At 43.9% G+C, this 22,331-nt stretch carries 25 protein-coding genes and 1 other RNA gene; 19 read left to right on the plus strand and 7 right to left on the minus strand.

Going from position 1 to position 22,331, the window contains the following annotated elements; all coding sequences use genetic code 11:
• Position 1 precedes the first annotated feature (1 nt).
• Genes mlaE through murA form a run of 6 tightly spaced genes read left to right on the plus strand, consistent with a single transcriptional unit; the run spans position 2 to position 3,855 of the window.
• Entirely contained in the window at positions 2 to 781 is a 780-nt protein-coding gene (mlaE, locus tag NO992_RS05860; protein ID WP_010376675.1) for a lipid asymmetry maintenance ABC transporter permease subunit MlaE, read from the plus strand.
• A 12-nt stretch (positions 782 to 793) separates the two neighbouring features.
• Positions 794 to 1,339, plus strand: a complete 546-nt coding sequence (mlaD, locus tag NO992_RS05865; protein WP_371375115.1) for an outer membrane lipid asymmetry maintenance protein MlaD — start codon at positions 794 to 796, stop codon at positions 1,337 to 1,339.
• 2 nt (positions 1,340 to 1,341) lie between these two features.
• Positions 1,342 to 2,028 carry a phospholipid-binding protein MlaC gene (locus tag NO992_RS05870; protein WP_010376677.1) on the plus strand — a complete coding sequence of 229 codons (687 nt, stop codon included), beginning with the start codon at positions 1,342 to 1,344 and terminating at the stop codon, positions 2,026 to 2,028.
• Positions 2,015 to 2,320 (plus strand): lipid asymmetry maintenance protein MlaB, encoded by a 306-nt coding sequence (locus tag NO992_RS05875; RefSeq protein WP_010376680.1) that lies wholly within the window; start codon positions 2,015 to 2,017, stop codon positions 2,318 to 2,320. Before NO992_RS05870 ends, NO992_RS05875 begins: the two co-directional genes overlap by 14 nt.
• Positions 2,321 to 2,325: 5 nt before the next feature.
• Positions 2,326 to 2,583 (plus strand): BolA family protein, encoded by a 258-nt coding sequence (locus NO992_RS05880; protein WP_010376682.1) that lies wholly within the window; start codon positions 2,326 to 2,328, stop codon positions 2,581 to 2,583.
• Positions 2,584 to 2,595: 12 nt separating this feature from the next.
• Positions 2,596 to 3,855 carry a UDP-N-acetylglucosamine 1-carboxyvinyltransferase gene (gene murA / locus NO992_RS05885; RefSeq protein WP_017219046.1) on the plus strand — a complete coding sequence of 420 codons (1,260 nt, stop codon included), beginning with the start codon at positions 2,596 to 2,598 and terminating at the stop codon, positions 3,853 to 3,855.
• A gap of 68 nt (positions 3,856 to 3,923) precedes the next feature.
• Here murA and NO992_RS05890 read toward each other — a convergent pair whose 3' ends face one another.
• From NO992_RS05890 to NO992_RS05900, 3 genes are all read right to left on the minus strand, one after another.
• Complete coding sequence (locus tag NO992_RS05890; protein WP_010605926.1) at positions 3,924 to 5,003, minus strand: trypsin-like peptidase domain-containing protein; 1,080 nt, start codon at positions 5,001 to 5,003, stop codon at positions 3,924 to 3,926.
• A gap of 102 nt (positions 5,004 to 5,105) precedes the next feature.
• The gene (locus NO992_RS05895; protein ID WP_010376687.1) at positions 5,106 to 6,458 is read right to left on the minus strand and encodes a DegQ family serine endoprotease; all 1,353 of its coding nucleotides are present in this window, start codon (positions 6,456 to 6,458) and stop codon (positions 5,106 to 5,108) included.
• A 110-nt stretch (positions 6,459 to 6,568) separates the two neighbouring features.
• A complete protein-coding gene (locus NO992_RS05900; RefSeq protein WP_010376689.1) occupies positions 6,569 to 7,024 on the minus strand; it encodes a YhcB family protein in 456 nt (151 codons plus the stop codon).
• Between the two features lie 123 nt (positions 7,025 to 7,147).
• Between NO992_RS05900 and zapE the strand changes: the two genes are divergently transcribed.
• The 8 genes from zapE to NO992_RS05940 all read left to right on the plus strand — a co-directional run bounded on the left by zapE (position 7,148) and on the right by NO992_RS05940 (position 13,708).
• Positions 7,148 to 8,236, plus strand: a complete 1,089-nt coding sequence (zapE, locus tag NO992_RS05905) for a cell division protein ZapE (RefSeq protein ID WP_305777470.1) — start codon at positions 7,148 to 7,150, stop codon at positions 8,234 to 8,236.
• Positions 8,237 to 8,590: 354 nt separating this feature from the next.
• Complete coding sequence (gene rplM, locus NO992_RS05910) at positions 8,591 to 9,019, plus strand: 50S ribosomal protein L13 (RefSeq protein ID WP_010376694.1); 429 nt, start codon at positions 8,591 to 8,593, stop codon at positions 9,017 to 9,019.
• 8 nt (positions 9,020 to 9,027) lie between these two features.
• Complete coding sequence (rpsI, locus tag NO992_RS05915; RefSeq protein ID WP_161796706.1) at positions 9,028 to 9,420, plus strand: 30S ribosomal protein S9; 393 nt, start codon at positions 9,028 to 9,030, stop codon at positions 9,418 to 9,420.
• Between the two features lie 514 nt (positions 9,421 to 9,934).
• Positions 9,935 to 10,525: a ubiquinol-cytochrome c reductase iron-sulfur subunit gene (petA, locus tag NO992_RS05920; protein WP_010376697.1), complete on the plus strand. Its 591-nt coding sequence runs from the start codon at positions 9,935 to 9,937 to the stop codon at positions 10,523 to 10,525.
• Positions 10,525 to 11,826: a cytochrome b N-terminal domain-containing protein gene (locus NO992_RS05925; RefSeq protein WP_017219050.1), complete on the plus strand. Its 1,302-nt coding sequence runs from the start codon at positions 10,525 to 10,527 to the stop codon at positions 11,824 to 11,826. The genes petA and NO992_RS05925 overlap by 1 nt, the downstream gene beginning before the upstream one ends.
• The gene (locus NO992_RS05930; RefSeq protein ID WP_029215832.1) at positions 11,823 to 12,560 is read left to right on the plus strand and encodes a cytochrome c1; all 738 of its coding nucleotides are present in this window, start codon (positions 11,823 to 11,825) and stop codon (positions 12,558 to 12,560) included. Before NO992_RS05925 ends, NO992_RS05930 begins: the two co-directional genes overlap by 4 nt.
• A 96-nt stretch (positions 12,561 to 12,656) precedes the next feature.
• Positions 12,657 to 13,283 (plus strand): stringent starvation protein SspA, encoded by a 627-nt coding sequence (sspA, locus tag NO992_RS05935; RefSeq protein WP_017219052.1) that lies wholly within the window; start codon positions 12,657 to 12,659, stop codon positions 13,281 to 13,283.
• On the plus strand, positions 13,283 to 13,708 hold the full coding sequence (locus tag NO992_RS05940; RefSeq protein WP_010605921.1) for a ClpXP protease specificity-enhancing factor: 426 nt from the start codon (positions 13,283 to 13,285) through the stop codon (positions 13,706 to 13,708). Before sspA ends, NO992_RS05940 begins: the two co-directional genes overlap by 1 nt.
• Positions 13,709 to 13,745: 37 nt before the next feature.
• Here NO992_RS05940 and dolP read toward each other — a convergent pair whose 3' ends face one another.
• From dolP to NO992_RS05960, 4 genes are read right to left on the minus strand one after another with little or no spacing between them, the layout of a single operon-like run.
• Positions 13,746 to 14,312 (minus strand): division/outer membrane stress-associated lipid-binding lipoprotein, encoded by a 567-nt coding sequence (gene dolP / locus NO992_RS05945; protein ID WP_010376704.1) that lies wholly within the window; start codon positions 14,310 to 14,312, stop codon positions 13,746 to 13,748.
• Positions 14,309 to 14,896, minus strand: coding sequence for an SIS domain-containing protein (locus tag NO992_RS05950; RefSeq protein WP_010376705.1), 588 nt, complete (start codon positions 14,894 to 14,896; stop codon positions 14,309 to 14,311). The genes dolP and NO992_RS05950 overlap by 4 nt, the downstream gene beginning before the upstream one ends.
• Before the next feature lies 1 nt (position 14,897).
• A complete protein-coding gene (locus tag NO992_RS05955; protein WP_010376706.1) occupies positions 14,898 to 15,263 on the minus strand; it encodes a YraN family protein in 366 nt (121 codons plus the stop codon).
• Positions 15,264 to 15,272: 9 nt separating this feature from the next.
• A complete protein-coding gene (locus NO992_RS05960; RefSeq protein ID WP_010376707.1) occupies positions 15,273 to 17,159 on the minus strand; it encodes a penicillin-binding protein activator in 1,887 nt (628 codons plus the stop codon).
• 60 nt (positions 17,160 to 17,219) lie between these two features.
• Between NO992_RS05960 and rsmI the strand changes: the two genes are divergently transcribed.
• The 5 genes from rsmI to NO992_RS05985 all read left to right on the plus strand — a co-directional run bounded on the left by rsmI (position 17,220) and on the right by NO992_RS05985 (position 22,288).
• A complete protein-coding gene (rsmI, locus tag NO992_RS05965) occupies positions 17,220 to 18,080 on the plus strand; it encodes a 16S rRNA (cytidine(1402)-2'-O)-methyltransferase (protein ID WP_253105395.1) in 861 nt (286 codons plus the stop codon).
• Between the two features lie 54 nt (positions 18,081 to 18,134).
• An RNA gene (gene rnpB / locus NO992_RS05970) (RNase P RNA component class A) lies at positions 18,135 to 18,505 on the plus strand.
• 238 nt (positions 18,506 to 18,743) lie between these two features.
• Entirely contained in the window at positions 18,744 to 20,219 is a 1,476-nt protein-coding gene (locus tag NO992_RS05975) for a serine hydrolase (RefSeq protein ID WP_371375126.1), read from the plus strand.
• Positions 20,220 to 20,432: 213 nt separating this feature from the next.
• The gene (gene dusA / locus NO992_RS05980) at positions 20,433 to 21,452 is read left to right on the plus strand and encodes a tRNA dihydrouridine(20/20a) synthase DusA (RefSeq protein WP_371375129.1); all 1,020 of its coding nucleotides are present in this window, start codon (positions 20,433 to 20,435) and stop codon (positions 21,450 to 21,452) included.
• A gap of 179 nt (positions 21,453 to 21,631) precedes the next feature.
• Positions 21,632 to 22,288, plus strand: coding sequence for a PspA/IM30 family protein (locus NO992_RS05985; RefSeq protein ID WP_371375132.1), 657 nt, complete (start codon positions 21,632 to 21,634; stop codon positions 22,286 to 22,288).
• Positions 22,289 to 22,331: the final 43 nt, after the last annotated feature.

Below are 22,331 nucleotides of genomic sequence, written 5' to 3' on the forward strand. Positions count from 1 at the left end.
TATGGTCGACTTTTTACAAAAACTAGGCCACAAAACCCTCAGCCGTTTTGCTGCACTTGGCCGTGCCACAACAATGCTTTTTGGTGCGCTATGTAGCTTACCTAATTTCCGAAAAGGCACGCCGCTGTTGATTAAGCAACTTTACATGGTTGGCCATCAATCATTGTTGATTATCATGGTGTCTGGTTTATTTATCGGCATGGTATTGGCATTACAAGGCTATACCGTGTTAGTTGGGTATGGCGCTGAAGATAGCCTTGGACCTTTGGTTGCTTTGAGTTTACTTAGAGAGCTGGGCCCTGTGGTAACCGCACTCTTATTTGCAGGACGTGCAGGCAGTGCGTTAACTGCTGAAATCGGTTTGATGAAGGCTACGGAACAATTATCTAGTTTAGAAATGATGGCGATAGACCCGCTTAAACGCGTGGTTGCTCCTCGTTTCTGGGCCGGTTTTATTAGTATGCCGTTACTCGCATTGATATTCTCTGCGATCGCTATTTTAGGCGCACACTTGGTGGGGGTTGATTGGTTAGGCGTAGATTCAGGTAGCTTCTGGTCAATTATGCAATCGCAAGTGTCGTTTCAACAAGACATCTTAAATGGTCTTATTAAGAGTTTCGTATTTGCACTATTAGTAACTTGGATCGCGCTATACAAAGGCTATGACTGTATTCCTACTTCAGAAGGAATAAGTAAAGCGACGACAGAGACGGTAGTACATTCTTCACTGGCTGTACTTGGCTTTGACTTTGTATTAACAGCGGTTATGTTCTCAAGTTAAAAGGTTTTAAAAATGAATACACGGAAAATAGAAATTTTAGTTGGGTTGTTCGTGGCATTGGGCATTGCTGCATTTGTTATGTTGGCGCTAAAGGTAGCTAATTCAGGCTTAAGCGGCAATGGTGAAACTTACACTTTGCATGCTAAGTTCGAAAATATAGGCTCGTTGAAAATCCGCGCCCCAATTAAGGTGGGTGGGGTTGTGATTGGTCGTGTTGATGGAATTCACATCCATCCACAAGAGTTCGTGCCGGTAGTTTCAATGAGTTTAGATAAAAACTACGAGTGTCAGTTTTCCGATACGTCGTCGGTTTCGATTTTGACTTCGGGCATTTTGGGAGAGCAATACTTAGGTATTTCTCCCGTTATTGCTGCTGAATCTGCGAAGCAAAAATGTCTTGGTCAGGAGGTAACGAGTGAAGATAGCGTTGATCTTGAGTCTCTTTTTGGTGTGGAAACAAAAGCGCTAAAAGACGGTGACATGATCACAGATACAAAATCGGCACTGGTATTAGAAGAGCTAATAGGTCAGTTCCTATTTAATCAAGGGAGCGAGTAAATATGTTAAAAAACATCTATGCGAAATGTCTGACTTTGTTTGTAGCATTGATGGCTACCGCATTGGTTCAGGCGAAAGAAGTAGACTCAAGCGATCCTTATAAAATGGTGGAGCAAGTTGCGGCGCAAACGTTTCAGCGTGTTACGAAAGAGCAAAACATCATTGAAAAAGACAAAGAACACTTACGCGTTATCGTAGAAGAAGAGCTCTTGCCTTACATTGATTACAAATATGCTGCGTATCGTGTATTAGGTTCTTATATTCAAAAGGTTCGCAACATTGAAAGTAAAGAGGAGAAAGCTGCTGCTGTCGAGCATATTAGAGAATTTATTGAGGTATTCAAAAATTACTTGGTAGCGACTTATGCTGGTGTATTTACTCAATATAAAGACCAAAAGGTAGAGTTTGGTGAGCATCGCCCATTTGAGAATGAAGCTGTGGTGGTTGTTAAGACCAAAATTGTAGAGCCAGGTAAGCCTGATATCAAAATCGATTTTAAAGTTAGACGCGGACAAGACGGTGACTGGCGTGCTTTTGACATGATGGCGGAAGGCATTAGTTTACTTGATGCCAAACAATCGGAGCTACATGGTATTTTACGACAGCAGGGTATTGAACATGTGATCCAACTGTTAGATAAGAAGAGCAAGCTTCCGGTGCAATTTAGAGGGGATGATGGTGACGCCTAATATTTCATTCACCGAAAGTAAAGGTGAAATCGTGTTAACTGGTGAACTTACGAGAGCGAGTTTACCAAGCGCACTGAAACAGTCGACCATCGTTCAAGTGTTGAAAAATGCACAATCAACCGTCTATTTTAACCTTTCTGAGGTGACAAGGGTTGACACCGCGGGCTTAGCTTGGTTAATTCACTCTTTAGGTCAATTGAAACAGCGCGACATTCGTCTCGAGCTGAAAAATACGCCTGAGCAACTGCAAAATTTAATGGAGTTGGGACAGGTGACAACCCTATTTGAGTGAGTCTAATGGAAACAAATCAAGTCGAAACTTTATTGAGAGATGCACTATCGCTTGACGAGATCATCGTTAAAGCTAATGGTAGTCACTACGAAGTCATTGCTGTTGGAACGTGTTTTGACGGATTAAGAAGGCTGAAAAGAGAACAGCTGATCTACGGCCCACTGATGGATACTATTAAAGACGGCACTATGCATGCTGTTAGTATTCGTGCATTCACACCTGATGAATGGCAAAAAGAGCGCAAATTTATTCTTCCACAATAACGGAGTGCCGCAATGGATCAGTTTGTTATCCAAGGTGGCACCACTTTAGCCGGTGAAGTCACTATTTCAGGGGCTAAAAACGCAGCCCTACCTATTTTATTCGCCGCTCTGCTTGGCGATGGTAAAAGCCGTTTTTCTAATGTACCGCACTTACGCGATATAGGTACCACAGAAGCCTTATTAAAAACACTGGGCGCTGAAGTTGAGTGGGATGGCGATATCTTAGAAATCAATGGTGCAACGGTAAATAGCGTGCTTGCACCTTATGAGCTCGTTAAGCAGATGCGTGCGTCAGTACTGGCGTTAGGCCCATTAGTCGCAAGATTTGGTCAGGCGCAAGTATCCCTACCGGGAGGCTGTGCTATTGGTGCTCGTCCAGTCGATCTGCATATTTCAGGCCTTGAGAAAATGGGCGCTAAGATCAAAGTTGAGAATGGTTATATTCATGCGGTAACCGAAGGTCGTCTTCGGGGCGCTGAGATCTTTATGGAAACCGTCAGCGTTGGTGCTACTGAAAACTTACTGATGGCTGCAACCCTCGCCGATGGTAAAACTGTGATAGATAATGCTGCGCGAGAGCCTGAAATTATTAACTTAGCTGAATGCTTAGTTGCCATGGGTGCCAAGATCAGCGGTGCAGGTTCGAGCCGAATTGAGATAGAAGGCGTTGAGCGTCTTAATGGTTGTGAGCATAAAATCCTTCCTGATCGCATCGAAACTGGGACCTTTTTGGTTGCTGCGGCAATGGCAAAAGGTGAAGTGCTGTGTAAAAACACGGATTATCATAGCCTTGAACCTGTGCTTGAAAAGCTACGTGCCGCCAATGCTATTGTTGAGGTAAGTGAAGACAGTATTTATGTGGATATGCGTCAACGCGCTTTGAAAGCCGTTAATATTAAAACCATGCCACATCCTGGCTTTCCAACAGACATGCAAGCTCAGTTTACTGCATTAAATGTGGTGGCTGAAGGTAGCGCGACAATCACAGAAACTATCTTTGAAAACCGCTTTATGCATGTGCCAGAGTTACAGCGTATGGGCGCGAATATTCGTTTAGAAGGCAACACTGCAATCTGTGGTGAGACAGAGTCGTTATCTGGTGCACAGGTAATGGCAACCGATTTACGCGCTTCAGCGAGTCTTATCCTAACGGGTATTGTTGCAACAGGCGAAACCATCGTAGATCGCATCTATCACGTTGATAGGGGTTATCAGAAGATAGAAGATAAGCTAAGCCGTTTAGGTGCAAATATAAAACGCCGTAAAACCTGAGCATAATTAAGCAAATTGGTAAAAAACGAAAAGCGTCTTCCGGGACGCTTTTTGCTTAACCTTTTTGCCTAATATAACCCTGTTTCGAGTTCAGCGACTTCCACCGTAATAGTGAGGCGCTGACCACCCCTGAGTACTTCAAACTCGAGTTTAGTACCGGGCGCGGTATTGCCTATCGTCTTCAGTGTCCTTTGCGGATTAGTCACAGGTTCTCCACCTACTTTAACCACAATATCATGCTCTTTCATGCCAGCTTGCCATGCGGGACCTAACGGATCTAATTCGCTCACAGCAAGGCCGACAATTGGTGTGTAGAGATCCGTTACACTTTTACCTGTATTATCAACTGGCGTGCCCCTAAAGCCGAGGTAGCCCCGGATCACTCTGCCATCCATAATAAGTTTATGCATAACGTCCAGTGCAAGATCATAAGGGATCGCAAAAGAGATACCTTGGATATCAATATTCAAACGTGTGCGAAATTGTGCAGAGGTAATGCCAACTAGTGCGCCATTAGAATTGACAACGGCACCACCTGAGTTACCAACATTAATCGCAGCATCCATTTGCAGCAAATTATTGAATTGGCTTTCCGTGAGTGTCTGTTTGCCTGTTGCACTGATAATGCCTTGCGTAATGGTTTGTCCAATGTTCAACGGATTACCAATTGCGAGCACCACATCCCCAACACGTGGTGAGTAGTCGTGATCGATAGGAATGACAGGCAAATTCTCGGCTGGAATTTTTAATAAAGCTAAATCGGTGATGGTGTCATAGCCTATCAGTTGCGTATCGCTATATTGGCGGCCATCAGGAAGAAGTACAATGATTTGGTCGGCATTGTTCACCACATGATAGTTTGTCAGTATGTAACCATCTCGGCTCATAATAACACCAGAGCCAAGCTCTCTAACCGTATTTTGGCGCTGGTATCTTGGCTGATTGCTAAAGCCCTCGGAAAAAATCGTTACGACCGCTGGAGCCGTTTTTTCTACAGCATCAGCAAAACTCATATGATGGGCCTGAATATGTGGGGCCTCAAGTTTTGGCAAGTTATCCCTCAGCTCAGGATTAAACCAAATGATGATAAAAGCAATCCCAAGTCCGGCAAGCAGCGGTGGAAAAATGAATTTAATTAATTTGAACACAAGAGCTTATATTTATCGTTATCTAATACTGCTAATAATGACACAAAAAAAAACACAGCGACAAGTTTCGCTGTGTTTCATTTTTAATATTTGTCGATTTCGTTACTGAATGAGGTAGAAAACCGTCTCGCGATCGCGTTTAATCCCTAGTACGATATTGCCTTTAATACCATTAATTAGTTTAGACATATCTTTAACGCTAGTGACACGTTGGCGATTCACTTGCATGATCACATCGCCTTCTTCAAGGCCAACACGTGCAGCTGGTGAGCGAGGTTCTACTGAGGTAATGACGACACCTTCATTGCCATTGCGCTCGCCACTCTCTAGTACCGCGCCTCGTAGGTTTGGATGTACATCCTCTGCATTCGCCTGTTCTTCTTGCTTACCACCAAGCTCTACGTCGATAAACTTGGTTTTGCCATCACGGTAGACACCAAGTCGTACCTCACGACCTTCACCCATCGTAGCCACTTTACCGTGGAGTTCATTAAAGCTTTCAATGTCGTCGCCGTTGAGGCTGACAATGACATCATTGGCTTTCAGACCCGCTTTGTCCGCTGCTGAATCTTCCACCACGCGCATGACATAAGCACCGCGCTTGACATCAAAGCCTTGTGCTTTAGCAAGACCAGCATCTAAAGTACGACCCAAAATACCCAATGAACCGCGACGAACTTCTCCGTACTCAACAATTTGATCCACTAGGTTTTTCATCATGTTTGATGGAATAGCAAAGCCGATCCCGACATTACCGCCAGACGCGCCTAAAATAGCAGTGTTAATACCAATGAGTTCGCCGTTTAAGTTAACTAGCGCACCACCTGAGTTACCTTGGTTGATTGCCGCATCTGTTTGGATAAAGTCTTCATAGCCTTCGATATTTAAGCCGCTACGGCCTAGTGCACTGATTATTCCTGAGGTGACGGTATGACTTAATCCAAATGGGTTACCAATAGCAACGGAAAAATCACCTACTCTCAACTTGTCTGAATTAGCGAGTTTGATTTCTGTTAGGTCTTCGCCGTCGATTTGTAGCAATGCGATATCAGATTCGGCGTCGCTACCGATTAATTTGGCCTCAAATTCTCTGCCATCCTTTAAAGTGACCAGCATTTCGTCTGCATCATCAATAACGTGATTGTTTGTAACGACATAGCCTTTATCTGCATCGATGATGACACCTGAGCCGAGACCACTAAAAGGGCGCTTTTGGCTACGAGGCTGCGGTTGTCCAAAGAAAAAGTCGAAAGGGTCGACACGGCGACGCACTTCTTTAGCACCTTTTACTTGGATACTAACAACGCCCGGGGCGACCTTTTCGAGCATAGGTGCTAGCGTTGGTAGTTGTTGGCCGTCTACGGCAACAGGAAGTTTGGCCATGCTTTGCTGCGGTAACAGCAATAAGCTAGAAGAAAGTAAAGCGGCCGATAACAAAGATAGTTTAAATTTCATAGTCGTGAAGTACTCCGCTATTAGCGTTAATATAAGTCATAAGGGGCTGCTAACAAGCCCCTAGAATCAATAACTTCTTTTAAAGACTATGGGGTCAACAAAAAGTTTCATCAAGAGGCTTTAATTTGCTCACTTTCTTTTTTTTGACCAGAAAATAACCCAGTTTCACCTTCGGCATAGTCACTCGGTGGAGCTTCAAAACTTGGGTCTTGCTTACGTCTTCTCTCTGGGCGCGCTTGAAGAGAAGCTTGTAGTTGTTCTGTGGTTTCTTTCGAGAAAAAAGGATCCGCAGGATGAGATGGGCGATCCTGTGTCAGTAGTTGGTTGGTTTCTTCCACATGGGTAAGCAGTTGCTGATAGCTATCCTGCATTTTATTTACTAGTTTTTTGGTGCTAGCTAGGTGATCTGATACGTCTTGACGATATTGCTCAAGGTCGTGTTTAGCTTGTTGTGCTTGCACTTCCAGTTCGTCGTGTTTGAACTGCTTTTTCGTTACAAAGCCACCTAAAAAGAATGCAGCAATGGCAACAATGATCAGTAATCCAAGCCAAGTAACGGTAGTCATAGGTTTCTCCCTGTGTGCCTCAACGGCAAATAAAATTAAAACTCTGTTAGAGTTAAATATACGCTGTGAATACAGTCGTGTTAATATAACCTACAAACAAATCGTAAAAAAATATTTAAGTCGATGACGCCTTGGGAAAAATATCAGCAAGATCTACAACGTGATGATTTTCAATATGACAGCGCACAAGAAAATGCTGTAAAGCATTTACAGCGACTGTATGACGACCTTATCAATCAGCCCCCGGTCAAACCAAACTTCTTCTCGCGCTTGTTTGGTAAAGCTGAGCCGCCAAAAGTGAAAGGGTTGTACTTTTGGGGTGGAGTAGGGCGCGGTAAAACTTATCTGGTTGATACCTTTTACGATGCGTTGCCGACGGAGCGTAAAATGCGGGTGCATTTTCACCGCTTTATGCATCGTGTTCACGCAGAGCTGAAAAAGCTTAATGAAGTGAAAAACCCTCTGGAAAGCATCGCTGATACGTTCAAATCTGAAACTGACATTATCTGTTTCGATGAATTTTTCGTTCAAGACATCACTGATGCCATGTTACTGGGTGGATTAATGCAGGCGCTGTTTGCGCGCGGTATCGTGTTAGTGGCCACATCGAATATTGTGCCTGATGATTTGTATAAAAATGGCTTGCAGCGTGCACGATTCTTACCCGCCATTGAATTGGTAAAAGCCAATACTGAGGTAGTTAATGTGGACTCGGGTATTGACTATCGCTTGCGCACGTTGGAACAAGCGGAAATTTTTCACAGCCCACTTGATAAACAAGCGGATGAAAACTTATTCGACTACTTTAACAAACTCTCTCCGGAGCCGGGTAAAGCCGGACAAGCGATTGAGATTGAAGGTCGAATGATCCAAACTCGAATGGTGTCAGATTGTATTGTTATGTTTGATTTCCCTGCGCTATGTGAAACCGCTCGTTCGCAAGTGGATTACATGGAGATCAGTCGCTTATATAACACAGTGATTCTATCTAATGTGAAGCAAATGGGTCAGCAAAACGATGATGCGGCAAGGCGCTTTATTGCGCTCGTCGATGAGTTTTATGAGCGTAATGTGACGCTTATCATCTCGGCTGCAGCGCCTATTACTGAACTTTATACCGAAGGTACACTGAATTTTGAGTTCAAACGCTGCATTAGCCGCTTGCAAGAAATGCAATCCCATGAATATTTAGCAAGAGAGCATTTAGCCTAACGGCAATTACTTTTTTGTTAAGAGGACTGGTTCGGTGTGGGTATTTGTAAACATCCTATTTGAACGAGTCCTTGTCACGCACACGTCGTCATTTCGTTGGATTTTTTGCCTTTTCTATTTTTTTCGAAATTCTTCAGATTTTCTTGTAGAAAAAAGCACCAAGCGCTGGTTTTCACCCAGAAGGCTTGCTATAATCCGCGGCCTGCCACGTTGCGTTCTATTGCCCTCGTCGGCTTAGCCACTGACTTGAGCGGCATAAAAGTCTTAAACTCGAAGGGGTTAAAGCAAATACAAGTAGAGCGGTAGTCCAAGGACTGCCTGTGGTTTTAAAATTGAAAACTTTGGATTTTTATAATGAAAACGTTTGTTGCTAAACCAGAAACTGTAAAACGTGACTGGTACGTAGTTGACGCTGAAGGTAAAACTTTAGGTCGCATCGCTACTGAAATCGCTCGTCGCCTTCGCGGTAAGCACAAAGCTGAGTATACTCCACACGTTGACACTGGTGATTACATCATCGTAATCAACGCTGAGAAAGTTACTGTAACTGGTAACAAAACTCAGGACAAAATGTATTATGCTCACTCTGGTTACCCAGGTGGCCTTAAGTCTATCAACTTTGAGAAACTTCAAGCTAAAAAGCCTGAAATGATCATTGAGAAAGCGGTTAAAGGCATGTTACCTCGCGGTCCTCTAGGTCGTGAAATGTTCCGTAAACTTAAAGTTTACGCTGGTAACGAGCACAACCACGCTGCACAGCAGCCTCAGGTTCTAGACATTTAAGGAGCACTATCATGGCAAATCAATACTACGGTACAGGTCGTCGTAAAAGTTCAAGTGCTCGCGTATTCCTACGCCCAGGCACTGGCAACATCGTAATCAATAAGCGCTCTTTAGAAGAGTTCTTCGGTCGTGAAACTTCTCGCATGGTTGTTCGTCAGCCTCTAGAGCTAGTTGAAATGACAGAAAAGTTTGACCTATACATCACTGTTGCAGGTGGTGGTACAACTGGTCAAGCGGGTGCTATCCGTCACGGTATCACACGTGCACTAATGGAGTTTGACGAGTCTCTACGTCCAGCTCTACGTAAAGCTGGCTTTGTTACTCGCGATGCTCGTAAAGTTGAGCGTAAGAAAGTTGGTCTTAAGAAAGCACGTAAGAAGACACAGTTCTCTAAGCGTTAATTTATTACGTTTCAAGAATTCAAAAACCCAGCTTATGCTGGGTTTTTTGTTTTTAGCTTCTCCTATGTACATCAATCTCTCGTATTTACGAGGTATCTAATTCGTTTTGTCCTACTTATTTGCTCAAAAATATCGCGTCGAGTTAAAAAAGTTCAATAAATATAATAATTAGTGCAATTCGAGCGGTAACTTGGCGGTTTTTTTTGCTACAATTGGCGAAGCAAGTAGAAAGACCTGAGATCCAGTCACGCGATTTGGTGCGTATCCTTAGTCGGGGGGTTGATCTTAGTCAGTATATTGTTGTGTCAGATGCGATATCATAAATACTCGGTTTCATGCTCGAAGTAATCATAGATGATTTTCTGCGGGTTTATTCGGGCATGGATCTGGAATAACCTTGTTTTAATCAAGGTATTTATTTATGATCGCGTCTATTTTGTAATTTCTTAAATTAACCTGCTGTAACTGATGTTCTCAATATAGCAAGTGTTGGGAATCAAGTGGAGATAAGTGGATGAGCAATGCGCCTGTAGACAACAGCCGACGTCGCTTTTTAACTATCGCTACCTCTGTTGTAGGTGGCGTTGGTGCGGTTGGAGCTGCTGTTCCTTTTATTGCGTCCTGGAATCCAAGTGAGCGAGCTAAATCTGCAGGTGCGCCTGTAGAAGTAGATATCAGCAAGCTTGAGTCTGGACAACTTATTCGTGTTGAGTGGCGAGGCAAACCAGTTTGGATTGTTAATCGTACACCAAAAATGCTAGAACAAATGAAGCAACACGAAGACCAACTTCGTGATCCTAACTCTGAAGAGCCACAGCAGTTGGCATCTGCGCAGAACGGTTTCCGTTCTAAGCGACCTGAGCTTTTCGTCGCGGTTGGGATTTGTACTCACTTAGGATGTTCACCATCTTTCCTTAACGGAAGCTTTGGTGAAAAAGTAGAAGGCACTGATAGTGGTTTCTTCTGTCCTTGTCACGGTTCGAAGTTTGATATGGCGGGGCGCGTATTCCAAAACGTACCTGCACCACTAAACTTAGAGATCCCTCCGTATACCTTTATTGACGACACTACCATTTTGGTAGGTGAAGAAGAAGGGGTTGCATAATGTCTGTTAATGTAGATAAAGCAGCAAATACGGGCGTTGTGGGCAAAGTTGTTGATTGGATCGATGCTCGTATTCCGATGACTCGCGTCTGGAATATGCACATTGCTCAATACCCAGCGCCAAAAAACTTTAACTTCTGGTACTTGTTTGGTTCACTCGCCATTCTAGTACTGGTAAACCAGATTGTAACGGGTATCTGGCTAACCATGAACTTTGTACCTTCTGCTGAAGGTGCATTTGCATCAGTAGAATACATCATGCGTGATGTTGAATATGGTTGGTTATTGCGATACCTACACTCTACCGGCGCATCCGCATTCTTTATCGTGGTCTATCTTCACATGTTCCGCGGTATGATCTACGGTTCTTATCAAAAGCCACGTGAATTACTGTGGTTGTTCGGTATGTTTATCTTCCTAGCACTAATGGCTGAAGCTTTCATGGGCTACTTATTGCCATGGGGTCAGATGTCTTTCTGGGGTGCTCAGGTAATCATTTCATTATTCGGTGCAATCCCTGTAATTGGTGATGACCTAACGCTTTGGATCCGTGGTGACTACGTTATTTCTGGTGCAACGCTTAACCGCTTCTTTGCACTACACGTTATTGCACTACCATTAGTACTGGTTATCTTAGTATTCCTTCATATTGTCGCACTGCACGAAGTAGGCTCAAACAACCCTGACGGTGTTGAGATCAAGCGCAAGAAAGGCTCTGTAGCTGAGGAAGATAAACCTAAGTTTAAATTCCATGAATACTACACGGATAAAAAAGATATTGTGGATGCAATTCCATTCCACCCTTACTACACAGTAAAAGATGTCTTAGGTGTTGCTGGCTTCTTAATTTTCTTCTGCGCAATTGTGTTCTTTGCACCAGAAATGAATGGTTTCTTCCTTGAAGCGCCAAACTTTGAAGCTGCAAACCCGCTAAAAACGCCAGAGCACATTTTCCCAGTTTGGTACTTTACGCCATTCTACGCGATCCTTCGTGCTATTCCTGATAAGTTGATTGGTGTACTAGCAATGGGCGCTTCAATCGTAGCATTGGCACTACTGCCTTGGATTGACCGTGGTTCGGTTCGTTCAATTCGCTACCGTTGTGGTTTCCATAAGTTGAACATTGCTCAGTTTGTTGTCACATTCGTTATCCTTGGTTGGATTGGTGCAACACCACAAACTGACTTTAAAACGCTATTGTCGCAAATTACGACAGTAACTTATTTTATGTTCTTCGTGTTGCTATTCTTCTACAGTAAAAACGAGAAGACAAAGCCACTACCAACGAGGTTGACGAAATGATGAAAAAGCTAGTAATCGGTTTATTCGCATTGTTGCCAACGTTATCGATGGCAGCGGGCCCATCAGTACCTTTGATGGAAGCAAACAACGACTTAACTGATAAAGCATCTTTACAGCGTGGCGCTAAGTTATTTATGAACTACTGCCTTGGCTGTCACCAAATGCAATATCAGCGTTATGAGCGTACTTTCCGTGACATCGGTATTCCAACTGAAATTGGTCAAGAAACGCTTATTTTCGATGGTTCAAAAGTAGGTAGCCATATTAAAAACTCTATGGCTAAAGATGATGCAGCAAAATGGTTTGGTGCTGCGCCACCGGACTTAACACTTATCTCTCGTGTTAAGTCTCCGGACTACATCTATACTTACTTGAAGTCATTCTATAAAGATGAGTCTCGCCCATTTGGTGTGAACAACGTTGTTTTCCCATTGGTGGGTATGCCTCACGTACTACAAGAGTTACAAGGCTTGCCAACACCGATCACTGAAGAAGTGGAAGAACACGGTCACACAGTGACTAAAGTTGTCGGCACTGAAACAGATGGTACCGGTGAGATGAGTGTTGATGAATATGACCAAGCAGCACGTGACCTGACAAACTTCTTAGCTTATGTAGGTGAGCCTTCTCGCCTAGAGTCAGAAGCTATTGGTATTAAGGTTATTGGTTTCTTAGTTATCTTCTTCATCCTGGCATTCTTCTTGAAGAAAGAATACTGGAGAGATGTTCATTAATTTGAATATTCAAAGGTAATTTTTGCAATAGGGGCGTTCGCCCCTTTTGCTGTTTAAAGTGATTTAATTACTTTTAGTTTTTTAATGGAGGTAGGCATGGCCGTTGCTGCCAATAAGCGCCCTGTAATGACACTTTTTTCTGGGTCAAACTGTATGTACAGTCACCAGGTACGTATTGTACTTGCTGAGAAAGGTGTAAGTGTTGATATTCATCAGGCTGAAAAGGACAACTTACCAGAAGCTCTACACGAGATTAACCCGTATGGCACTGTTCCTACGCTAATCGATCGTGAGCTTGGCTTGTACCAAGCGAATATCATTATGGAGTATCTAGACGAGCGCTTCCCGCATCCTCCTCTGATGCCTGTGTACCCAGTAATGCGTGGTCGTAGTCGTTTAATGATGCACCGCATTGAAACTGACTGGTATTCACTTGCTGAAAAGATCACTGCGGGTGGTGATGAAGCGGCTCAAGCTCGTAAAGAGTTAACTGAAGCGCTGCTAGCTGTAGCACCTATCTTTAATGAAGCACCTTACTTCATGAGTGAAGAGTTCAGCCTAGTTGATTGTTATTTAGCTCCACTACTTTGGCGTTTACCACAGCTTGGTATTGAGCTGAATGGCGCTGGTAGCAAAGAGCTAAAAGAGTATATGCTGCGTTTATTTGAGCGTGACTCATTCCAAGCATCGCTAACGGATGCAGAGCGTGAGATCAGATCGTAATGACGTCTAATCGTCCTTACTTACTACGCGCATTTTACGAGTGGATTGTCGATAACGAATGTACGCCCCATTTAGTGGTGAACGCAGACTTTCCCTCGGTACAGGTTCCAACACAATTTGTGCAAGAAGGGCAAATTGTGTTGAACGTAAGCCCGTCTGCTGTGACGAATTTCTCTATGGACAATCAAGCGCTGAGCTTTAACGCTCGGTTTGGTGGTCAACCGATGCAGGTATATGTGCCAAACGGTGCGGTATTGGCTATCTATGCAAGAGAAAATGGTGAAGGTACGGTATTTACACCTGAAGAAGAAATCTTTGAAGATGAAGAGTTTGATTTGGTAGAAGAGACGGAAGTCTCACAATCGCCAGAGACTAAGCCGGAACCTGAAAAGAAAAAAGGTTCTCACCTTCGAGTGATAAAATAAAAAAACCTGCGGATGCAGGTTTTTTTATGGCTATTGTTTAGATGTACTCAAAGGCTTTAATCACACGTTTTACACCATTAATATTTCTGGCGATTTCTACCGCTGAGTTTGCTTCTTGTTTGGAGACTAAGCCCATTAAGAACACTTCGGCATTCTCGGTAACTACCTTAATATTTGCGCCATTGACTTCGTCGGCCGCGAGTAATTTGGTTTTAACTTTAGAGGTCAGCCAAGTATCATGTGTTTGCGTCGTGATGCCGATGTTTGAGCTTATTCTCAACTGATTATGTACTTGCTTAATCCCAGCAACGTTCCGTAGCGCACGCTCAGCTTCCGTTTTCATTTCTTGATTAGTGACTTGACCAATCATCAATACTATGCCATTAACACTCACTAGCGTGATATTGGCATGGTCTGCAAGGCGCTTAATCTCTTTGATGGCAAGCGTGCCTTTGATCTCGATATTGTTATCGTCAATTTGTGCACCGATAGTGCGTCTATCATTTGCAGCAGACACCGCACCGGCTGTACCAGCAACTACCGCAGCAGCACACCCTTGTAGTAACAAGATGGCGGCAAGTAAAGAGGTTATTCTCATCATCATACTTCGTCCTGAGGGAATAAAATTGCGTCGATTAGCTCACTTAAACAGTGAGTATTGAATAGTTGTGACTCGATTATCCGGCTTGGGCGTTTACTAGGGATCCGGATCTCTACGTCCTGTGGACCCAACAGGCCAGTGATTTCACCACCATCATCGCCAACTAAGGCGATGACTTTCATATCTCTCGTAAGAGCCGCTTCCACTGCGCCAATAACCGCCTTTTCTTGCCCGTTTATGGCATACGCCACCAGCAAGTCACCTTGCTGCGCGAATGCGCGTATTTGCTTGGCAAAGCGCTCTCTGGCTTTGCCATTTTCTGGTGACGCCAGATTATATTGCTCATTCGTTAGTGCAATCGCGGGCAGACACGGGCGTTCGGTTTCGTAAAAGTTGCTTAAGATGGTTGCGAAGTGGTGCGCCAACATATGATTACTTGGCGCGCCGCAGCAGATGATTTTATTGCCATTGATCAGGCTCTGAGCCATAGTCATAGCTGCGGTTTCTAGCGCTTTAGGCAATACTTCGCCCGCCGCTATCTGCGCTTGAATTGACTCTGTAAATATAGACTTTATAGATTCTTGCATGCTAAAAAATATTTCTAATCCAGTTTATTTCAGGGGGATCGGCCCCTTGAATGGCAACAAAGTCGACTCTAAGTTGCGTGTTATGCAAATTTTGCTGTGCTAAATAATTATAAATACTACGCTTTAATCTTTGAAGCTTAGTTTTTGATAGTGCGTTAATTGCGCCACCAAAGTGGCTGCTATCGCGATACTTTACTTCAATAAACACTAAGGTTTGCGACTCTTGCATAATGAGATCTATCTCTCCGTATTTACAGAGATAGTTTCTGGTGACGGGGGTTAGTCCTTGTTTTACCAAGAATTGCTCCGCAATCAACTCAAAATGCTCGCCCTTACTTCGTGTATTGCTAAATAGTCCTTTAAACATACAGATATCCTATCTGATCAAAGAGTCTCCCGCAGGTTTCTCTTGTTGCATAAATAATGGTAGTGGAGGCTGTTCATCTAAGCTCACCAAACGAATTTGTTTATTATGATACTGTGCCCAACTGAGCTTTCGCACAACATCACTACCACCGCGAATGCTGAGTTGGCCGGTTAAGCCATCAAAACTTTTACCCGAGAGCCAAGCCAGTTGGCGCAGCTCGGGGACTAAATTCGTGGCGTCATATGCCATTGCAAACAAGCGCTGCTCTAAGTCGGCCTGCTCAGGCCATAAAGATTGATAGGCATCTCGAAGCGGTGCTTTTTCAACAGCACCCGGTAGCATCCAAGGTTGCTCGGTAAAATAAAGTCCTTCTAAATCGCCCTTATCAGTAACATCAATTTGTTTACTATAGCTGCGAGAGCTTGCATATAAAGGGATCCTATCGGCAAATGTACTGACATTGACGTCTAAATAAGGTTTGAGCAGTCTAGTTTCCATTGCATCACCTAAAATATAGATGGCATCAATGTCGCGTCTAGAGCGTGTTTCGCTTTTGACCTCTTTGCGAAATAGACTTTTGATGACGCTAGTGCGTGCTTTGGATGCATCGACCTCTAAAATATCCGTGATGACATCCGCCATGTTGGTACTATTGGTATAATAACCCACTTCTGGTGCGGCCTCACTGTAGCGTTTCCAACCTTGATCAAAATACTCAATTAAACGCTTACCAGAAGCATTCGCTGGAGCCAGTAACATGGGTTTTTTATAGCCTTTAGCAAGAAAGTGCTTCATTGCTTGCTCGACTTCATGCTCAGGATTAAGCGCAAAAAAGTACTGTTCACTACTGCTAGGCGTAAGGGTTTCGCGAGCATTTAAAAATAAGGTGGGGTAAGCCGCAAAACCTGTATCTGCGAGTAGTTTTTCAACGTTGGATTTTAATAATGGACCAATGACAAAATCGACATTTGCCTCAGCAAGTTGCGTTACGATTTCAGACTCGGATGCCATTTCATCAATGAAGAAGACTTCTTCAATCGCCCCTTCGTCGGTGGCAGCTAAAAAACCATTTTTCAAGGCTGTGCCGAGTCGCTCGCTCGCACCAGATTGTGGTAATAACACCGCAAGTCTTTTAACCTGGTAAGGTTCAAGCGCAACCGCGCCTTGTAAATCTTTAGGCAGCAAAGCAACCGCAGGGTGATTAGTAAAACGACGACGCCAATTATTCATGGCTTGGTCGAGCTGGACGCTCGAACCCAAATAAATTTGTTGATATTTAGCCAGTGTTACCCAACCACGTTGTAAAACAGAGCCAGAATCAAAGCGCTCTAGGGCGTAACTTGATAGCTGCTGTAGCGCGAGCCAAATCTCTTCGTTTAGCCCCGCCACCGCTAAGTTATGTTCATTGGCAATATCGGCCGCTTTAAAGTATTCAACCAATGCTTTTTTTGGTAGTTGCTGAGAGGCATAAATACTACCCAGTAAATACTCATACCAAGCTTGGTGTTCAGGGGTGTTGAGTCGGCCCTCTAGCGTATTTAGTATGGCTAACGCATTGGCATACTGCGACAATTCTTTGCGAGCAAGTGCGATGTATAATTTGTTTTGAATATGATCAACACTGGCTTTAGCTTCCATCGCTAAACCAATTTGCTCTAATATTTGCCAGTCTTTTTCTAAGATAGCAGCGTCTCTGGCGGCATATAGCAATTGGATTTTGGCAACGCCTTCTTTACTCTGCGCCTTTGCAAATAAAGACGCGGCATTGTCATCCGATTGGCTAACGGCTTTAGTTGTTTTAGTTTCTTGGGCGGATTTGGTGACATTTGTGCTTGTACTACAAGCGGATAACCCCGACAATATGGCAACTAAAAGCGCTATCTTTTTAAACTGCACAGGCAAACCTTCTTTTTCACGACTGAGTGGATATCTTACTGACTGATATTGGAGAGCTCAATGGCTAATCTTCACAACGAAAACAAAATCGGCACCCTACATATTGTAGCGACACCAATAGGTAATTTAGATGACATCAGTGAACGTGCACTGAAAGTGTTAAGTCAGGTCGATTTAATCGCTGCCGAAGATACGCGCCACACCGGTAAATTATTGAGCCACTTTAGCATTAAAGCAAAAACTTTTGCACTGCATGATCACAACGAGAAGCAAAAAGCGCAGCAAATTTTAGATTGGTTAAACGAAGGTAAAGACATCGCGTTAGTATCTGATGCGGGGACGCCGCTTATCAGCGATCCAGGCTATGCCGTGGTTAACCTGTGTCGTGAAGCAGGTGCTACCGTCACACCCGTTCCTGGCGCATGTGCCGCCATTGCTGCCGTGAGTTGTTCGGGCTTACCAACAGATAAATTCCAATTCGTGGGATTTTCACCAGCAAAAAGCCAAGCGCGTCAGCAATTTTTTAAAGATGCAGTCGCCTCTGGCATCACCAGTATCTTGTACGAAAGCACCCACCGCATTATGGCAAGTCTAGAAGATATGAAAATCGCGCTGGGCGAAACACAACAAGTCGTTTTTGCTAAAGAACTGACCAAAACCTATGAAACCTTTTTCAGTGGCACGGTTACTGAACTCATTGAGTTTTTAACCACAACGCCTGAAAAGCAAAAAGGCGAATTGGTGTTGATGCTACCCGGTGAACAAAGAGATGAACAAGCATTAACACCAGAAGCGAAAAAGCTGATTGAGTTACTAGAGCCAGAAATGCCATTGAAAAAGGCCTGCGGCGTAGCAGCTGAATATTTAGGGCTAAAAAAGAACGCCTTGTATAAGGCTATCATTGCTGAGCGAGAAGCGTAATTCACGCAATTTATCGCGTGCGTTATTGCATTAAAGTGCGTATAATCGCCGGCCTGAGTCAGCCGGATAATCGCTGCCTGTGACGAAAATGATCAGGGGGAGGAAAGTCCGGGCTCCAATGGGCAGGGTGCCAGCTAACGGCTGGGGGGCGTGAGCCTACGACAAGTGCAGCAGAGAGAAGACCGCCTAAGTCCTTCGGGACCGGTAAGGGTGAAAGGGTGCGGTAAGAGCGCACCGGGCCACTGGTAACAGTTGGTTGCAAGGTAAACTCCACCCGGAGCAAGACCAAATAGGGTTCCTTATGGTGTGGCCCGCATCGGAACCGGGTAGGTTGCTTGAGCCTAGGAGCGATCCTAGGCCTAGACGAATGATTATCGATCTCCTTCGGGAGTGAACAGAACCCGGCTTATAGGCTGACTCACACCTCAAGCGTAAACATCCCAACATGAGATGTTTACGCTTGAGACTCCCACTTTATCACCTCTCGGTTACTTTGTTAAAAACGCCATTTATTTGTATATCTCACCACTTTTCGTTAATTTATTCACTAATTTTCACTTGCTGAATTTATTTAAGTTACTGATAAATAATGACTTTTAAGGTTGGTACAATACTTGGAAAGATAGAGCCATCTCTCAAACGAAAATGAGTAATGGAACAATCATGTACAAGAACAACAAAGTTTTACTATCAACCGTGTTATGGTTTGGCACGCTTTTATGGTCGGCATTATTTTCATCCTTAGTGAAGGCTGAGTCGGTAGACAAGCTGATCAAAACCCTCATGAAAGAAAGGCACATTCCGGGCTTACAGTTGGCCGTGGTTAAAGACGATAAAATTATTAAGCAAGGAAGTTATGGTTTTGCAGACTTACAGCACCAAGTGCCTGTGACTGAGCAGACGTTATTTCCGATTAACTCGATGACAAAGGCGTTTACCGGCGTTGCGATTGTACAGCTCGCTGAACAAGGTTATCTCAACATTGACGATGAAATTGGTAAGCACTTACCCGATTTACCAAAGGCTTGGCAGCAACTCAAAATTAACCAATTAATGGGTCACACCACAGGTTTGCCAGCGATCTTAGCATCAAATTATGCCCTAGAAACCATTGTACCGAATGATATTGATGCCTCATGGCAAGCTGTGCAAAAGCAGCCTCTTCAATTTACACCTAACTCGCGTTTTAGTTATAACCAAACCGGTTATGTGATTTTGGGTAAAATCATTGATAAATATGCACCTGAAGGGTTTCCTGCTTTTATTACCAAGATGCAGTTAGCACGTGCCAATATGCCAAAGACAGCGCAGGCAGGTTTTGATTATCTTGAATTTATGGTGCCAAATCAGGCTCGCCAATATATTCATTTAGGTGAGGGAAATTACAAAAACTTTTACGGCGAATTCCCATATATGCTAAGAACCGCAGCGGGAATGAGTTCAACCGCAACTGAACTGGCTAACTATGTTGTATCACTACAAAAAGGCGAGCTGGTTAAAGAGTTGGATATGCTATGGACGCCAGTTAAGCTGAACAACGGACGCACAGAAGCCTTTAACACCAAAGAAAACGGCTATGCAATGGGCTGGCAAGTGATTCAGCGTAAATATCACCCAGCGATCAGCGCAAGCGGTGGAAACGCGACTACGGTGATCACCTACCCTGAAGACAAGGTTTCCGTGATTGTGCTTACTAACCTGTTGGGTGGATTACCCATTGAGTTTGTTGATGATATTGCCGCTTATTATATTCCCAACTTTAACGACGCTAGTAAGCAAAAGACCTATCAGCCGATGGTGTACTTAAAGCAGCTTACAGATAAACAAGGCTTTGCCGACTTTGCGGCTATGTTTGCAAAAGCGCAGCAAGATACCGGTGTAATGTATGACTTAGAGATCTTGGTGGAGTGGGGCAATAAGCTTGTTGAAGATGGCCAAGTTAATAATGGTATCGAAATCTTTAAGTTTGCGCTGACACAAAATAACGAGCAGTCCTATTACCATAACAGCATCGCGCAAGCGTATGAGTTAAATAAGCAGTATGCGCAAGCACTTGAGCACTATCAGCAGTTACTTGCGATAAACTCAAACAGTCAGTTCGCAAAAAATAAAGTAGCGGAAGTGAAGGAGTATCTTTAACTCTCCATAAGACTGTGACGGCAGCCTAAGCAAGTCGAAAGCCGCAAGTTCAATTACTTGCGGCTTTTTGGTATTGGCAATAAATCGCTGTCTATACTTAACGAAGTATTAGAAGCTGCGGTATACTACGCAATCACCTATTTGAGCTATGTACTGCTATAGACATAACTAGTACAGGTCATTGATAGTAAACCTGATTGAGAAAGTCATACCATGAGCCAACAACCTACTCCACCCTTTGAGCCACAAACACCTAATCACTGTGTTGATGCCTTTCGCCGCTTTAGCGTTGCACCCATGCTGGATTGGACGGATCGCCATTGCAGAACCTTTCACCGTAAGCTGACTAAACATGCGGTGCTTTATACTGAAATGATCACCACTGGTGCGATTATTTTTGGTAAAGGGGATTATTTGGCGTTTGGTGCGCATGAGTTACCGGTGGCGTTGCAGTTGGGGGGCTCTGATCCTAAGGCGTTGGCAGAGTGTGCTAAGCGTGCTGAGCAATATGGCTACAGTGAGGTAAACCTAAACGTGGGTTGCCCGTCAGATCGCGTGCAAAATGGTCGCTTTGGTGCGTGTTTAATGGCTGAGCCGCAGTTAGTTGCTGATTGTGTGGCGGCGATGAAGGCAGAAGTGGATATTCCGGTAACGGTAAAAACGCGCATTGGTATTGATGAACAAGACTCTTATGAGTTTCTTACGGCGTTGATTGAAGCCTCGCAGGCGGTGGGCTGTGATGACTTTATCATTCATGCCCGTAAAGCATGGTTGCAAGGCCTAAGCCCGAAAGAAAACCGTGAGATCCCACCATTAGATTATCCTCGTGTTTATCAATTAAAGAAAGACTATCCAGATCTGCATATCAGTATTAATGGTGGCGTTAAAACTCTTGAAGAATGTCAGCATCATTTGGCTCACCTTGACGGCGTAATGGTTGGCCGTGAAGCCTACAGCAACCCGTTTATGTTGTCGCAGGTTGATGAGCTGCTATATGGCGAAGCTGCGTTTACACAAACTCGCCATCAAGTCATAAGAAGCATGTATGACTACTTTGAAAGTGAAATGTCGAATGGTGCAAATTTTTGGCATATTGCGCGTCACATGTTGGGTATTTTTCAAAATCAGCCTGGTGCGAGAGGTTTCCGTCGTCATTTATCAGAAAATGGCCACAAAAAAGAGGCTGGCATAGAGGTGATGGAAAAGGCGCTGTCTTTTGTACCTGAAGCATAAAATATATTGATCCAATACTGTGTGTGAAAAAGACGATTTTATCGTCTTTTTCACTATTTAATGTATATCAATAAATCTATTTTTCTTTTCAAAAAACCTTAACTCAATGATTTAATTTTGTTTTTATTTTTGGCACGGCTCTTGGAATAGTCTAACTATATTATAAAAGGAGCCGAACAATGACCATCATCAACAGAATTGAAGAGCTTATCAAAGCAGAACTTAACGCGTTACTAGACAAAGCAGAAGACCCACAAAAAATGGCAACTCAGTTAGTGCGTGATTTAGAAGAAGCGCTATCTGATTGTCGTGCAACGGCAGCTGAGCTTATTTGCCAACAAAAAGTAGCGCAGCGTCAAGCTGAGCAAGCAAATAAAGCTGCGGCAACGTGGCAAAGCAAAGCCGAACATGCTCTTGAGAAAGGTCGTGAAGATCTTGCCCGCTCAGCCCTTGAGCAAAAGCAGAGAGAAACCGAAAAAGCACAAGAAGCACAGCAAAAAATTGATGACCTAACGCCTGCACTTGAAAAGCTCAGCGCAGATGCGGACAAGCTGCAAAGCAAAATTCAGCAATTAAAGGCAAAAGAAAAGGCCATGTTGCGCCGCTTGGAAGCTGGTAAGGCAAGGTTAACCATCAAACAAACGCTGAATAGTGACGACATGCACTCTGCAACGCGCAAGTTCGACGAGTTAGAGCGTAAGGTGGCGCGCCTTGAAGCTGAAGTCGAATCCTATGACTTAGGGCAGCCTGATGTATGGCAGCGCTTTGAAGATGAGCAAAAGCAACAACAAATCGACGATGAATTAGCCCAACTGAAGCAAAAAATGGCGAGCTAGGCTCGCCCACAGCAACGACTGAGTAATCAAAGCGAAAGGGGAT

The sequence above is a fragment of the Pseudoalteromonas sp. DY56-GL79 genome (genome assembly GCF_041414765.1).
GTDB lineage: Bacteria > Pseudomonadota > Gammaproteobacteria > Enterobacterales > Alteromonadaceae > Pseudoalteromonas > Pseudoalteromonas piscicida.